A 14782-nucleotide genomic window follows, 5' to 3' on the forward strand; every position below is an offset into this window, starting at 1 on the left:
GTCGAGGTGGTCCTACTTCGCGGAGACGCGGACCAGTTTCTTGTTCACGAACTCGTCCATGCCCCACGGTCCCAGCTCACGGCCGACGCCGGAGCGCTTGACGCCGCCGAACGGCAGGCCCGGCAGGGTGGTGCCGTGCTCGTTGACGAAGGCCATACCGACCTCGAGCTGCTCGGCCACGTCGCGGGCCTTGTCCAGATCGGCGCTCCACACCGAGCCGCTCAGGCCGTAGGCGGAGGAGTTCGCCAATTCGATTGCCTGCTGCGGGCTTTCGACCTTGTAGATCACTGCGGCCGGTCCGAACAGCTCTTCGCTGTACGCACGCATGTCGGGGGTGACGTCGGTCAGTAGCGTGGGCTGCACGAATGCGCCCGGTCCGTCGATCTTCTTGCCGCCGGTGAGCAGTGTCGCGCCCTTGGCGACGGCATCGTCGATCTGCTCGATCAACGTGTCGGCCGCTGTCTGTGACGACAGTGGGCCGAGCGTGGTGTTCGCGTCCAGCGGGTCGCCGGTCTGCACGGCCTCGAACGAGGCGGTGAGCTTGGTGACGAAGTCGTCGTAGTGCTCCTCGGCGACGAGGATGCGCTTGGCGGCGTTGCAGGCCTGACCTGCGTTGGAGAGTCGCGCCCTGGTCGCGGACTCGACTGTTGCATCCATGTCGTCGGAGTCGAGCATGATGAACACGTCCGATCCGCCCAGTTCCAGGACGACCTTCTTGAGGTTGCGTCCTGCTGTTTCGGCGACGGACGTTCCGGCTCGCTCGCTACCGGTGAGCGAGACGCCCTGCACGCGTGGATCGGCGATCATGTCGGCGATCTGCTCGTTGGTCGCGAAGATGTTGATGTACGCGTCCTGGGGGAGTCCGGCCTGCTGGAAGATCTCCTCCATCAGCAGCGCCGACTGCGGGCAGTTGGGTGCGTGCTTGAGCAGAATCGTGTTGCCCACCACCAGGTTCGGGCCGGCGAACCGAGCCACCTGGTAGTAGGGGAAGTTCCACGGCATCACGCCGACGAGCGCGCCGACCGGCTTGCGCTGCAGCACAGTGTCTTCCGCACCGGGTACGTCGAGCTTCTCGTCCTCGAGCAGAGCGGGGCCGTTGTCGGCGTAGTAGCGGTAGATGTTCGACGACAGCTCCACCTCACCCTGGGATTCGGTGAGTGGCTTGCCCATTTCGAGTGAGATGGTCCTGGCCAGTTCGTCGGAGCGTTCGGTGTAGAGGTCGGCGACCTGGTGCAGAATTTCGGCGCGATGCTTCGGTGAGGTCTTGCGCCACGTCCGGAATCCGGCGTGTGCGTCGGCGAGCGCGCGCTCGACACCGGCCGAGTCGAGGGTTTCGAATTCCTTGACGGTTGTGCCGTCGGCGGGATTGACAGTCTTGTAGGTCGTCATGATTCGTTCAACGGTCGGGGAGGGGTCTGTTGTTCCAATTCGGGCAAATCGGATGCTCCGACGGTGGTCAGGGAGATGTTCGATGCCCGCGGTCGCGGTGACGCGTCCGGTACTCCATCGGTGTGCAGTCGAATTGGCGGCGGAAGGTACGTGTCAGATGCGAGCTGTCGTAGAAGCCCCACCGCGCAGCGATCTCACCGAGCGTGACCGCGGGATCGCCGGCGAGGATATCGCGTATCGCGCCGTTCATCCGTTCGTGGCGCACGCATTCGGAGAAGGTGGTGCCGGCCGCGTTCAGAAGACGGTGCATCGTGCGCGTCGAGATCATGGCCTCGCGCGCTGCGGCGTCGGCACTGACGCGGCCCGAGGGTAGGGCGGAGCGGATGTAGTGGCGCAGCATCATTCGGGTGGCCTCGTCGCGTGTCTCCGACTCGCGCGTGGTCGTCGTCGATCCGGCCACCGCGGTGAGCACATCGACGAACGATCGGTCGAGGCTCGCGAGAGCGATCGGGTCGAGCGCCGAGCTCTCCTTCCACAGAACCGACATCATCGTCCCCACCAGCGCGCCCGCACCCGTGGTGGTGTCGATGCTGCTTCCCGTCACTCGCTCGGGGTTCCACAGTTCGCGCGGAATGCGGAACGACAGCACCTTCCACAGTGCGTTGCCCTCCGGTTCGCGGTATTCCATCCGGTAGGGGCGGGTGGTGTCGAACACGGTGATCGAGCCGGGAGTGATCAGTGAGCGACGGTCGTCCTGCTCGGCCAGGCAGGTTCCTTCCAACTGCAGGTTGACGAATACGGCGTCCAAAGGCGCTCGCGCGACTTCTCGTCGACCGTGTGCGAGAACCTGTGTCACCGATGATATTTCGGCGCAGTTGATCACCGCCAGTTCCTGCGAGTCGACCCAGCCAGGGACGCCGTCGGGCACGGAACTGCGGTCTCGTTGCGAACGGCCTCGGTGGGGAGTCAACGGTGTGAAGGCCTCGCACACCACGTCACCCCAGTAGCTCACCTGTTCCTGGGGGCTCAGCCCGGACGTGGACCAATGCGGCACGTGGGTCCTCCTCCCGGTGTCGGCGATCCGACTGCTCGACGGTAGATCGAGTGATTGACGGCTGTATTTCCCCGGCGTAACAACCTCGGCCCGGAGGTCGGAGTGTCAGGCCGTTCTGCGATACGACGATTCGAGTCGCGTCCCGGCGGTGCCTAGTAACGGCATCACCTCGTCGAGCACACGGCGTTCCAGTTCGACTCGATGGGCGTCGAGCATGGGAACGATCGTCACGCCGTCTGCCACGTGTGCTGCCTCGATGTCGGCGATGAGGCCGGCCAGTCCCGACGGTGTGCCGATGTAGCAGACGGTCCTGGGGACGTGGACTTCTGCGGTGGCCAGCTCCGCGCGCGCTGTTCTCGCGTCGTGCGCAATATGAACTGCGATGTCGAGGACGACCGACGGCGCATCTGTGCAGCACCCGCGGTCGGTGTGCGACGTTCGCAGGCGAGCTCGGGCGAGCTGAGCGGCGGCGAGATCGTCTGCCCGGATGTGGACGGTGTCGGCGATCGGTGGGTCGGTCAGCCACCGGGGATCCGACCCGTCGGTAGATGAGAGGGCCAGTGCAACAACGATATTCGTGGTGAGCATGAGAGGTCCGTTCGTGTCGAGGTCAGTGAGTGGGTTCGGGTGGGGTCAGGGACCGCAGGGTGGATCCGTGCCACACGAGAGGTTCGGTGCTCGGGTCGCTGCCCATTCGGTGGACCTCCATCAGCACGACGTCGTGGTCGCCGGCTCGAATCTCCGCATGGATGCTGCATTCGAGGTGCGCTGCGGCACCGCCGACGAAATGTGCTCCGGTCTCGGAGGTGAACGTGTCGATTCCGGCGAATCGATCTCCGGACTTCGCGGACATCCGACCCACCGCGGATCGGTGAAGTCCACCGAGCACCGACACGCCGAGGCGTGGGGCTCGGCGCAGTGTCGGCCAGGTGGTCGAGGTGTGCTGCACTGCGAACAGCACGAGGGGCGGGTCGGCGGAGATCCCGACTTGAAAGGAGGAGGCGACGAGGCCGACCGGCACGTCGTCGATCAGTGCCGAGAGCATGACGATGCCCGACGGAAACAGTGCGAAGGTCGTGCGAAGCAGGCTCGCGTCGTCGGAAACGTCGACGAGTGCGGGTGACATTGTCGTTCGGGTCATGTGGGTGCCGTTCCGAGTGCTGGATGCGTGTGGGCGGAGGGGGATGGACGCCGAGTGCGACCATCCCCGTCCTGCAGGGCGATGCGTGAGGGTCGTGGTGGCGTGTCAGACGCCCGCGGTGACCCAGTCGACGTGGGTGCCGCCGGCGCCACTGACTTCGGCGTCGCGCACGAAGGCTCCGCGATATTTGGCAGCGGCGTGCCGATCGGGGAGCTGAGGCCCGATCTCCGGGAACATCCGTTCACGCAACGTGCCGGATCCGTATTCCTTCTGCGCCAGTCCACGCTCCTGCAGCACCGGGATGACGTAGTCGACGAAATCCTCGGCCGACTGGGGGAAGTACTGGATGATCTGGTTGACGCCGTCCACACCCGCGTCCTGCCACTGCTCGAGCTGATCGGCGATCTGCTCGGGGGTACCCACCATGCGGCTGGCGTAGGACAGGGCCCCGACGAGATCGGAGACCTTGGCCTTCTGTCCGTTGTTGGAGTCCTCGAACATGCGCGCGTACCCCTGCACTCCCGACATCGAGGTCTGCTCGATCGGCATGTCCGGGTCCAGGCCGGATACGTCGATGCCCATGTCGCGGCCGATGTGTGCGGCCAGTCCCCGGTAGCTGATGTCCTCGTCGATCTCGGCGGACTTGCGCCAGGCCTCCTCCTCGGTGGAGCCGACGACGAACGAGAAGCCCTGGATGAACTTGAGGTCGCCGGCGTTGCGGCCGGCAGCCACCGTTTCCTTGCGCTGCTCGGCAATTCCCTTGCGGGCTCCCTCGATCGTCGGATAGACCACGAACGTGGCCTCGGCATGACGAGATGCGAACTCGCGTCCTACCTTCGACGATCCCGCTTGGTACATGACCGGTGTGCGCTGCGGGGACGGGGATGCCATGTGTGGGCCGAGGACCTTGTAGCGCTCTCCCTCGTGGTAGATCCGGTGGATCTTGTCGGCATCGGCGTAGACGCCGGCTTCGCGATCGGCGAGCACCGCGCTGTCGTCCCAGGACCCTTCCCACAGCTTGTAGACGACCTTCATGTACTCGTCCGCCCAGCGGTATCGCTCGTCGTGCTCGACGATCTTGTCGAAGCCGAAGTTCTGTGCGGCCGAGTGGGTGGCGCTGGTGACGATGTTCCACCCGATGCGTCCCTTGCTCAGGTGGTCCATCGTCGACATCTTGCGGGCGAAGCTGAAGGGGTGCTCGGTGAGGATCGAGCTGGTGAACGTCAGACCGAGATTGTCGGTTGCCCCGATGAGGGCGGCGCAGAGAGCAGCCGGGTCGTGGCAGGGCATGTGCAGCCCCTCCTCGATGTACGCGTTCCACTTGCCTTCGTACGCGGGATCGATCCCGACGACGTCCGCCAGGAACAGGGCGTCGTACTTGCCGCGCTCGAGTGTCTTGGCGAGGTCGACCCACGTGTCGAGGGTGTCGAAGTGCACCTGGGTGGTCTTCGGATTACGCCACAGGCCGTGGTAGGTGTGCGAGACGGTATTCATCTGAAAGGCATTGAAGATCATTCGCTTTCTTGTCATGGACGGAAATCTAAACTCGATGTGTGTCGCGTCCATTAAACGCTGAATCAGTTGCGTTTCCATCGCCTCACCGCGAAGGTGATTTCTCCGTGAGGAAGAATGTGCCGTCCAAATATCATGTACTAGAACAAGTTTGAGGGATTCTGGCCCAATGTTTTCATCGCGAAAAAGGCATGGAAAAGCCGCACTCTGCGAGTGGTTTCGGCAGATATGCGGCGGAGTCACGGGAAATGGAGTTCCCGAATTGTGGAATTACGAGGCAATGAGCAAATCGAATATCGGTTGTGTGCCCGGCAGGGTTCTCTCTCGTGAATTCGCCTGCGCCGGGGGAGCGGAGACGGTCGTCGGGGTGTGCGGTCCATGTTGCCCGTGCCGTGCGGTGTCCCGCTTGTACAAATCGGCCATCTTTTTGTACGGGTGCGCCACGGTCGATCCGGAACGGGCATCCGGGGAGCACAGCGCGGACCAGCAGATTCGTTACCGGCCGGTAACTTCGAGGCGCAGATGGAGTGATACCCCACTGCCCGGCACAGCGGCCGGTTCAAAGATTAAAGTCGACGGTGGACGCATCCAAAAGACGACGTTGAAACTGAGGCAAAGGCGAAACATGACAGCGAAGAAGCCGACCATCATCTATACCCTGACCGACGAGGCGCCGATGTTGGCGACTCACGCGTTTCTGCCGGTCATACGTTCTTTCGCCAGCGCGGCCGAGATCAACGTCGAGTCGAGTGACATCTCCGTTGCCAACCGCATCCTCGCCGAGTTCCCCGATTACCTGAACGAAGACCAGCGAGTGACCGACAACCTCGCCGAGCTGGGCAAGCTGACTCAGCTGCCCGAGACCAACATCATCAAGCTGCCGAACATCAGCGCATCGGTGCCGCAGTTGCTCGCTGCCGTCAAGGAACTGCAGGACAAGGGCTACGCGATCCCCGACTTCCCCGGCAACCCGAAGACCGACGAAGAGCGCGAGATCCGCGACCGGTACACCAAGTGCCTCGGCAGCGCGGTCAATCCTGTTCTGCGTGAGGGTAACTCGGACCGCCGTGCACCCAAGGCGGTCAAGGAATTCGCCCGCAAGCACCCGCACTCCATGACCGAATGGTCGATGGCGTCACGCACCCACGTCGCGCACATGCGCGAGGGCGATTTCTACCACGGAGAGAAGTCGACGGTCGTCGACGGAGACCGTGAGATCAAGATGGAACTGCTGCCCGCGGACGGCGAGCCGATCGTGCTCAAGGAGAAGGTCTCGCTCACCGACGGTGACGTGATCGACTCGATGTTCATGAGCAAGAAGGCGCTCCTCGACTTCTACGAGGAGCAGATGCAGGACGCCTACGAGACCGGCGTCATGCTGTCCCTCCACGTGAAGGCCACGATGATGCGGGTATCGCACCCCATCGTGTTCGGCCACGCCGTTCGCGTGTTCTACAAGGACGCGTTCGCCAAGCACAACGAGATCTTCGAAGAGCTGGGCGTCAACGTCAACAACGGCCTGTCGGACCTGTACGCCAAGATCGAGACACTCCCGGCGTCCAAGCGTGACGAAATCATCGAAGACCTGCACAAGTGTCACGAGACCCGCCCGGAGCTGGCGATGGTCGACTCCGCGCGCGGTATCTCGAACTTCCACTCGCCCAGCGACGTGATCGTCGATGCCTCGATGCCCGCGATGATTCGCGCCGGCGGCAAGATGTGGGGAGCCGACGGTCGTCCCAAGGACACCAAGGCCGTCAACCCCGAGTCGACGTTCTCCCGGATCTACCAGGAGATGGTGAACTTCTGCAAGACCAACGGACAGTTCGATCCGACGACGATGGGCACCGTCCCCAACGTCGGCCTGATGGCGCAGAAGGCCGAAGAGTACGGCTCGCACGACAAGACCTTCGAGGTACCGAAGGCAGGCGTCGCCAACATCACCGATATCGCCACCGGCGAGGTACTGCTCACGCAGACCGTCGAAGAGGGCGACATCTGGCGTCTGTGCATCGTCAAGGACGCGCCGATCCAGGACTGGGTCAAGCTCGCCGTGACGCGCGCCCGTGAGTCCGGAATGCCGGTCGTCTTCTGGCTCGACCCGTACCGCCCGCACGAGAACGAGCTCATCGGCAAGGTGCGCACGTACCTGAAGGATCACGACACCGAGGGCCTCGACATCCAGATCATGTCGCAGGTTCGCGCGATCCGGTACACGATGGAGCGTCTGGTCCGCGGACTCGACACCATCTCCGCGACCGGCAACATTCTGCGCGACTACCTCACCGACCTGTTCCCGATCCTCGAGCTCGGCACCAGTGCCAAGATGCTCTCCATCGTTCCTCTGATGGCCGGCGGCGGACTGTACGAGACGGGTGCGGGTGGCTCGGCTCCCAAGCACGTCAAGCAGCTGATCGAGGAGAACCACCTGCGTTGGGACTCGCTCGGCGAGTTCCTGGCTCTGGCAGTGAGCCTCGAAGACCTCGGCACCAAGACCGGCGACGTCAAGGCGACCATCCTCGCCAAGGCACTCGACGCCGCCACCGGCAAGCTGCTCGAGAACAGCAAGGGCCCGTCGCGCTCGACCGGTGAACTCGACAACCGCGGCAGCCAGTTCTACCTCGCTCTCTACTGGGCCGAGGAGTTGGCCGCACAGACCGAGGACACCGAACTGGCGAAGCACTTCGCCGCACTGGCGAAGACGCTGTCGGAGAACGAAGACAAGATCGTCTCCGAGCTCAACGAGGTCCAGGGCAAGGCAGTCGACATCGGCGGCTACTACTACCCGGACCCCGAAGCCACTGCTGCAGTGATGCGTCCGTCCAAGACCTTCAACGAGGCTCTGGAGTCGTTCAAGCTGTAGTTTCTCTGGCTCACCCCCATCGAATGAATGGTCCATTCACGCGCTCAGACGTTGTGAATGGGCCATTCATTCGTATTGGGGTGCACCAGAATTCGGTCCACCACCCACCCCGTTCGGAGCCGGCCCCGCCCACCCCGTTCGGATCAATGTGACTTTCACGCGCTCAGACGTACTGAATGGACCATTCATGCGTTACGGGGCGGCACCAAGATGTCGAGAAACGCCGTACAGCTCGCACTGTGGCGACGCCCTGGCAGTTGGACAACGGAGATCGTGCGATGGATCGTCGGCTCGATGGGCAGGTAGACGAGGCTCGCGAACGACATCATCGGCACCACCAATTCCGGGATGACGGTGATGCCGAGTCCCGCCGCGGTCAGGCCCGCCACCGCGGCCACGTTGTGTGCCTGAACCGACGGTCCGACGTCGACTCCGGCGTTTTCCAGTGCCAGTCGCACGTGCGACGCGATGCTCGATTCCGGGCCGAAGGCTATGAACGGCTCGTCGGCGAGGTCGGTCCATCTCAGGCTCTTGCGCTGCGCCAGAGCGTGATTCGACGGTAGTGCGCACACGAATGCGTCGGTGCTGACTGTCGTACGCATCAAATCGTTCGCTCGCCCCGAGGCAGCAACCACCGCGAAATCCACGGAACCGTCACGTACGGAGACCACTACGTCGTCGCGCAGGCCGTCCCTGATGTGCACTGAGACATCGGGATGGCTGTCGCGGAATCCGACGATGTACGGCGGGAGGAACGTCGCCGCGATCGACGGTAGGCACGCGATGGTGACGGTTCCGCGGTCGCCCGAGACGAAGCGCCCGATCTGCTCCAGGCCGTCATCGAACTCGAGCAAGACCCGACGGGCATAGGCCGTCACGTCGTGTCCATCACCGGTGAGGTCGACGCTGCGGGTGGTGCGTACGAACAGTCGCACGCCCAGGCGGCGCTCCGCCTCGGCGACCGTGCGACTGAGGTTTGGTTGTGAAACCCCGAGGGACGCGGCCGCCGAGGTGAAGCTCGCGAGATCGGCCAGCGCCACGATGGCCCGTAGGTGTGCGATGCCGAGATTGATGCTCACAGCGAATGAATCTATACCCAACTGATGTTGGACTGCGTAAGTGATCTGCACAACACTCGACGTATTCGATGAAGGAGATCACATGCTGTCGCTGCTCGGCTTCGGGACGATTGCCGTCATCCTGCTGCTGTTGTTCACCCAACGCGTCGCGGCCATCGTTGCGCTCGCGGGTGTCCCACTCGCTGCTGCGTTCCTGGCCGGCAACTCACCGTCCGAGGTGGCAGGGTTCGTCAAGGACGGGCTGGGTGGCGTGGTGGGCGTCGCGGCCATGTTCCTGTTCGCGATTGTCTTCTTCGGGATCATGCGCGACGCAGGTCTGTTCGATCCCATCATCGCCCGCATCGTGCGCTGGGCAGGTAGCGCCCCGCCGACCGTCGCAGTCGCGACCACTGCCCTCGCCGTGGTGGCTCACCTCGACGGTGCCGGCGCAACCACGTTCCTGATCGCAGTCCCCGCCATGCTGCCGATCTACGAACGTCTCGGTATGAGCAGACTCGTTCTGGCCACCTGCGTCGGTCTCGGTGCCGGAGTGATGAACATGGTCCCCTGGGGTGGTCCGACTGCTCGCGCTGCAGCAACTGTGGGTGTCGACGCCAACGAACTGTGGGTCCCGCTGATTCCTACTCAGATCGCCGGGGTCGTGTTGGCACTGGGTGCTGCCTACTACCTGGGTCGGCGTGAGCGGACCCGTCTGGCCAAGGTTGCCGCGGGCGATGCGTCGGCCGTCGTGGAGGAGTCGACGGCGCGAGTCGCCGAACGCGTATCCGTGGGATCCGGGGATACCGGATCCGCGGTCGGTGACGCGAACGAGGACCCCGGCAGCCCGTCGACCGGCGCGGACGATTCGGACGTTCCGGCAACCGCGTCGAGTGACCGAGCGCTGCTGCGGCCGAAGTTGTTCTGGGTCAACGCCTTCCTGGTAGTCGCGACGTTGGCTGCGTTGATCGCCGCCGTCGCCCCTCCGGAAACCTGCTTCATCATCGCCACTATCGTGGCGCTCCTCGTCAACTACCGCGGAATGAAAGCACAGTCCGCCCGCATCGAGGCCCACGCTGTCGGCGCGATGCTGATGGTCGGCACGTTGTTGGCTGCAGGGGTACTACTCGGTGTGCTCGACGGCAGCGGCATGATCGAGTCGATGGCGGTCAGCGCAGCGAATGCCATTCCGGACGCTATGGCCCCCGCCTTGCCGCTCATCGTCGGCGTGTTCGCCGTCCCGATGAGCCTGATCTTCGGACCGGACGCCTACTACTTCGGCGTGCTGCCGGTCCTCATCGAGGTGGGTGACCAGTTCGGCGTCAGCGCAATCGATCTGGCGCAAGCCTCGATCATCGGTGAGGAAACGGTCGGATTTCCGATCAGCCCGATGACCGGCGCGTTCTACCTTCTGGTGGGTCTCGCGAAAGTCGACATCGGCAGGCACATTCGGCACACGCTGGGGTGGGCGTGGCTGATCAGTCTCGGCATGCTCGGCGTTGCCATGGCCACCGGCGCGATCCCCCTGTGGTCGTCATGAGTCGCGACGGAACGATCCGGCTCGGGGCCGGAGCAGGCTTCGCCGGCGACCGCATCGACCCGGCACAGGTCTTGGCTGAGCGCGGTGAGCTCGACTATCTCATCTTCGAGTGCCTCGGTGAGCGGACGGTTGCAACCGGGCAAGCCCGAAAATTGCTCGATCCCAAAGCGGGCTACGACCCTTTGTTGGCAGCGCGGATGCGTGCAGTTCTCGGGGCGACGACGGAGCAGGGCATCACCGTCGTCACCAACTCCGGAGCCGCGAATCCTGTTGCGGCAGCCGCGGTCGTCGCGCAGGTGGCGGAGCAGGTGTGCTCGCGTTCGGTGCGCGTCGCTGCCGTCACCGGCGACGACGTGCTCGACGCGGTGCGTCGCATCGATCCGGTGGTGTGGGAGACCGGCCGGCCGCTGTCGGAGCATTCCGAGGAGCTGGTATCGGCCAACGCCTATATCGGGGCCGATGCGGTACTGCCCGCACTCGACGTCGGTGCGGATGTGATCGTCACCGGCCGTCTCGCCGATCCGGCGCTGTATCTCGCACCCTTGATGCACGAATTCGGTTGGGCCGGGCAGGATTGGGAGACACTCGGTGCGGGGACGGCCGTCGGACATCTTCTCGAATGCGCGGGTCAACTGACCGGTGGTTACTTCGCCGACCCGGTCACCAAACCGGTGCAGGGTCTGGCACATCTGGGCTTCCCGTTCGGGGACGTACGTGCCGATGGCACAGCCGAATTCGGCAAAGTCGACGGCACCGGTGGGGAACTGACGCGGCGAACGTGCGCCGAGCAGCTGCTCTACGAGGTGGGCAATCCCGCCAGGTATCTGACGCCGGACGTGACCGCCGATTTCACCGGAGTCTCCTTCGAGACCGTCGGACCCGATCGGGTGGCGGTGTCGGGGGCGACGGGCAGCATGCGGCCCGAGGAGCTGAAAGTGACCCTCGGATTCCGCGGCGGTTGGCTCGGTGAGGGGCAACTCAGCTACGCCGGGCCACGCGCACTGCAGCGTACGGAGCTCGCCGGAGAGATTGTGCAGCAACGACTGTGGGAGGTGCACGGCATTCCGGCCGAGAATGTGGGGATCGAGTACATCGGGGCGGGTGCGGCATTCCGCGGACTTGCTGCCCCAACCGATGTCCCAGAAGTGCGATTGCGCGTCACGGCAAAGGTGCCCAACGCGGAGACAGCCTCGTTGGTGGGGTGGGAAGTCGAAAGTCTGTACACCAACGGCCCGGCCGGGGGAGGTGGCGCACGGAGCAGCAGCGCCGAGGTTCTTGCCATCAGATCGTGTCTCATTCCACGTGCACAGGTAACGACCGCTGTACACACCACGGAGGTGACGGTATGACGACTGTCGACGATCTCGCCGACGTGCGAACCGGGGACAAGGGCGACACCCTGATCCTCGCTGTCTTCCCGCGGACAGACCAACACTACGAGCTACTGGCCCGCGAACTGACTGTAGATGCCGTCGCTACGCATTTCGCACCGCTGGTCACCGGAGACGTGCGCCGCACTGCAATGCCTCTGGTCTCCGGGTTGGTGTTCGAGCTACCCGGCGTGCTCGGTGGGGGAGTGACGGGTAGCCCGGTGCTCGACGGACACGGCAAGTGTCTGAGCTATCACCTGCTGAGTATGACTGTGGGCGAGCAGATCTAGCCGAGTTGCTCGACCTCGGCGTCGGGCAGCACCGGTAGCGCCACCGGATACAACTGGAAACTTCCGCTCATTCCTTTGAGTTCGACGTCTCGGGGCGTCCCGAGAGTCAGATCATGCGCGGTTCCGATGGCATTGCGCACCGGTTCGCTGACCAGAATTTCACCGCCGTCGGCCTGTCCGGCGACGCGTGCGGCCATAGCGACGTTGAGTCCGAAGAGGTCGTCGCCGCGGCGCACGGAACTGCCCACGTGTACGCCCATGCGTACGCGGATGCGGTCCCAGCGATCGGGGTTCTTCAGCAACGCCTCTTGGACTTTCACCCCGCAGCGCACCGCTTGGGCAGGGTCGGAGAAGGCGATCATGTAGCCGTCGCCTTGGCTCTTGACCACGTGACCTCCGTGGTCGTCGACGTGTTTGCGGATCAGCTTGTTGTGCTTCTCGAGCAGCTTCACCCAGCCGCGGTCGCCGAGTTCCTCGTTGCGTGCGGTGGACCCCTCGATGTCGGAGAACATCACCACGATGTCGCCGTCGGCCGTCATGCGTGCCAAGTCGGGTCGTTCCACCTTGGCCCAGCCGGCGAGGTCTTCGACGGAGTTGCGGACCGTTGCGCCGAAACCCTTGTTGATGAGTAAGTCCGTCGTGTGAAAGGCGGTTCTGATCGCGAAGGGGACCAGGCCTCGTCGCTTACGCCGTTGTTGCGATTCGGCAAGCGCACGGTCCAGGGCACGGCGTGTGCTGCCGAGCTTTCGACGCGAGACGATCAAGACCACGCCGAGAGCGATGATGGCGGCGAGTTCGACTCCGGCAACTATCCACAGGATCACGTCGCTCATCCTTGCCTGTCGGCCGCATCCGTGGGTGCGCAACCGACCGCGAAGTGCCGTCGATACGCCGTCGGGGTCACCGCGAATGCCGAGCGGAAGTTCTGACGCAATGTGACGGGGCTACCGAATCCGCACAGCGTCGCGATGTTCTCGATACTGCGATCGGTGGTTTCGAGCAGGCTCCGAGCTTCCTCGAGTCGTTTGTCCAGCACCCAGCGAGCGGGGGTGGACCCTGTCGCGAGCTGAAACTGGCGGATGAAGCTGCGTCGGCTCATGCGCGCGCGTTCGGCCAGTCGCTCGATGGGCAACGGCTCGTCCAGTCGTTCGAGTGCCCAGCTCTGTACGTCGGCGATCGTGGTGTCTCCGGCTGCTTCGACGACCGGACGTTCGATGTACTGCGCTTGTCCGCCGTCGCGATGGGGTGCGACCACCAGGCTGCGCGCCACCCGCGTCGCCGCAGCCGAACCGAGGTGCTTGCGGACGATGTGGAGGCAGGAATCGATCGACGACGCAGTGCCCGCAGAGGTCATCACGTCACCGTGGTCGATGTAGAGCACGGACTCGTCGACGCCGGCGTGCGCGTTCCGCTCCCGCAGCTCGGGCATTTTCGTCCAGTGTGTGACGGCGGGGCGGCCGGCGAGCAATCCAGTGTCTGCGACGGCAAACGAACCGAGACACAGACCCGCGATCTCTGCGCCTCGCGTATGCGCTCCGCGAAGTGCGTTCGAGAAGTCAGTATCTATGTGCGGCAACGACTCCGGCCAGGACGTCACGATGACGATGTCGGCCCAGTCGACGGTATCGGGCCCAGCGATCCCGCCGACCGGAAACCCCTCCTCGGTGCGGATCGACCCGGCTTCGTCGGACCACACCCGCGTCTCCCAGTCCGGGGCGAGCCCGAGTCGGGTCACCTCGCCGAACACCATCAGCGGCGCAGCGAGGTGGAACATCGTGATGCCATCGAACGCGTAGAGCGCGATGCGCATGGCTGACTCCGATCTCGAACGTTGGCGCAAATCCATCGAAAGTATGCATCCGTGCCACTCGTGCTCGCAAGGCCGCCACCGCAGGATGAGAGGCGACCGAGATCGCCAGTCGAAGGAGAACACCATGACCGCACCGCGTAGAGCCTTGATCGTCATCGACGTTCAGCAGGAGTACTTCGAGGGTGTGTTGCAGATTCAGTACCCGCCCCGCGACGAGTCGTTGGCCAACATCGTTCGCGCGATCGAAGCGGCTACGGCGCAGGATCTTCCCGTCGCGATCGTCCAGCACGAAATGCCCGAGGGCGCGCCCGCATTCGTCAAGGGCACCCCGACGTACGAGCTGCACCCCGATATTCAGGCGCTCGTGCAGCCGTCCTTCGAGCGGGTCGAGAAGAAGTACAGCAGCGTGTTCGCCGGAACCGGCATCGCGAAGTGGCTGCAGGGCAACGACATCGATACCGTCACCATCGTCGGCTACATGACCAACAACTGCGACCTCGCGTCCAGCGCCGACGCCGAGGCGCTGGACCTGACCGTCGAGATCCTGTCCGACGCCACCGGCGCGATCAATCTGTCGAACGAGGCGGGCACTGTGTCGGCCGAACAACTGCACAAGGCTTTGATGGTGCTCTTGCAGTCGAACTTCGCGGCGGTAGCGACGACGGATCAGTGGATCGACGCCGTAAAGAACGGAAACGAGCTCACCGCGAACAATCTGGTGGTCTCCGCGGCTCAGGGCAACGACGCGGTGGCCTGAG

The 14782-nt window shown here is 64.1% G+C and carries 13 protein-coding genes; 5 read left to right on the forward strand and 8 right to left on the reverse strand.

The annotated features are described in order from the left end of the window. Positions 1-12 precede the first annotated feature (12 nt). From CH306_RS16375 to CH306_RS16395, 5 genes are all read right to left on the reverse strand, one after another. The gene (locus CH306_RS16375; protein WP_094647139.1) at positions 13-1389 is read right to left on the reverse strand and encodes an NAD-dependent succinate-semialdehyde dehydrogenase; all 1377 of its coding nucleotides are present in this window, start codon (positions 1387-1389) and stop codon (positions 13-15) included. Between the two features lie 67 nt (positions 1390-1456). Beyond that, a complete protein-coding gene (locus CH306_RS16380) occupies positions 1457-2443 on the reverse strand; it encodes a helix-turn-helix domain-containing protein (protein ID WP_256981182.1) in 987 nt (328 codons plus the stop codon). 105 nt (positions 2444-2548) lie between these two features. Continuing rightward, positions 2549-3031: a hypothetical protein gene (locus tag CH306_RS16385; RefSeq protein ID WP_094647140.1), complete on the reverse strand. Its 483-nt coding sequence runs from the start codon at positions 3029-3031 to the stop codon at positions 2549-2551. Between the two features lie 22 nt (positions 3032-3053). Beyond that, a complete protein-coding gene (locus CH306_RS16390) occupies positions 3054-3584 on the reverse strand; it encodes a flavin reductase family protein (protein WP_094647141.1) in 531 nt (176 codons plus the stop codon). 105 nt (positions 3585-3689) lie between these two features. After that, the gene (locus tag CH306_RS16395; protein WP_094647142.1) at positions 3690-5114 is read right to left on the reverse strand and encodes an NtaA/DmoA family FMN-dependent monooxygenase; all 1425 of its coding nucleotides are present in this window, start codon (positions 5112-5114) and stop codon (positions 3690-3692) included. 607 nt (positions 5115-5721) lie between these two features. On the opposite strand from CH306_RS16395, the gene CH306_RS16400 reads away from it, so the two are divergent. Further along, complete coding sequence (locus CH306_RS16400) at positions 5722-7959, forward strand: NADP-dependent isocitrate dehydrogenase (RefSeq protein WP_032394973.1); 2238 nt, start codon at positions 5722-5724, stop codon at positions 7957-7959. Positions 7960-8144: 185 nt separating this feature from the next. Here CH306_RS16400 and CH306_RS16405 read toward each other — a convergent pair whose 3' ends face one another. Continuing rightward, positions 8145-9038 (reverse strand): LysR family transcriptional regulator, encoded by an 894-nt coding sequence (locus CH306_RS16405; RefSeq protein WP_094647352.1) that lies wholly within the window; start codon positions 9036-9038, stop codon positions 8145-8147. Between the two features lie 82 nt (positions 9039-9120). Between CH306_RS16405 and CH306_RS16410 the strand changes: the two genes are divergently transcribed. From CH306_RS16410 to CH306_RS16420, 3 genes are read left to right on the forward strand one after another with little or no spacing between them, the layout of a single operon-like run. After that, a complete protein-coding gene (locus tag CH306_RS16410) occupies positions 9121-10554 on the forward strand; it encodes a CitMHS family transporter (protein ID WP_094647143.1) in 1434 nt (477 codons plus the stop codon). Continuing rightward, entirely contained in the window at positions 10551-11903 is a 1353-nt protein-coding gene (locus CH306_RS16415) for an acyclic terpene utilization AtuA family protein (protein WP_094647354.1), read from the forward strand. Before CH306_RS16410 ends, CH306_RS16415 begins: the two co-directional genes overlap by 4 nt. Further along, positions 11900-12214: an AtuA-related protein gene (locus CH306_RS16420; RefSeq protein ID WP_094647144.1), complete on the forward strand. Its 315-nt coding sequence runs from the start codon at positions 11900-11902 to the stop codon at positions 12212-12214. The genes CH306_RS16415 and CH306_RS16420 overlap by 4 nt, the downstream gene beginning before the upstream one ends. On the opposite strand, the gene CH306_RS16425 is transcribed toward CH306_RS16420, so the two are convergent. Together CH306_RS16425 and CH306_RS16430 are read right to left on the reverse strand one after the other, a co-directional pair. After that, on the reverse strand, positions 12211-13047 hold the full coding sequence (locus CH306_RS16425) for an adenylate/guanylate cyclase domain-containing protein (protein ID WP_179272872.1): 837 nt from the start codon (positions 13045-13047) through the stop codon (positions 12211-12213). The genes CH306_RS16420 and CH306_RS16425 overlap by 4 nt on opposite strands. Continuing rightward, complete coding sequence (locus CH306_RS16430) at positions 13044-14024, reverse strand: GlxA family transcriptional regulator (protein ID WP_094647145.1); 981 nt, start codon at positions 14022-14024, stop codon at positions 13044-13046. Before CH306_RS16430 ends, CH306_RS16425 begins: the two co-directional genes overlap by 4 nt. Before the next feature lie 124 nt (positions 14025-14148). Here CH306_RS16430 and CH306_RS16435 point away from each other — a divergent pair, with 124 nt between their 5' ends. Beyond that, entirely contained in the window at positions 14149-14781 is a 633-nt protein-coding gene (locus CH306_RS16435; protein ID WP_094647358.1) for an isochorismatase family protein, read from the forward strand. Position 14782 lies beyond the last annotated feature (1 nt).

This window comes from Rhodococcus sp. 15-725-2-2b (genome assembly GCF_002259075.1).
Lineage (GTDB): Bacteria > Actinomycetota > Actinomycetes > Mycobacteriales > Mycobacteriaceae > Rhodococcoides.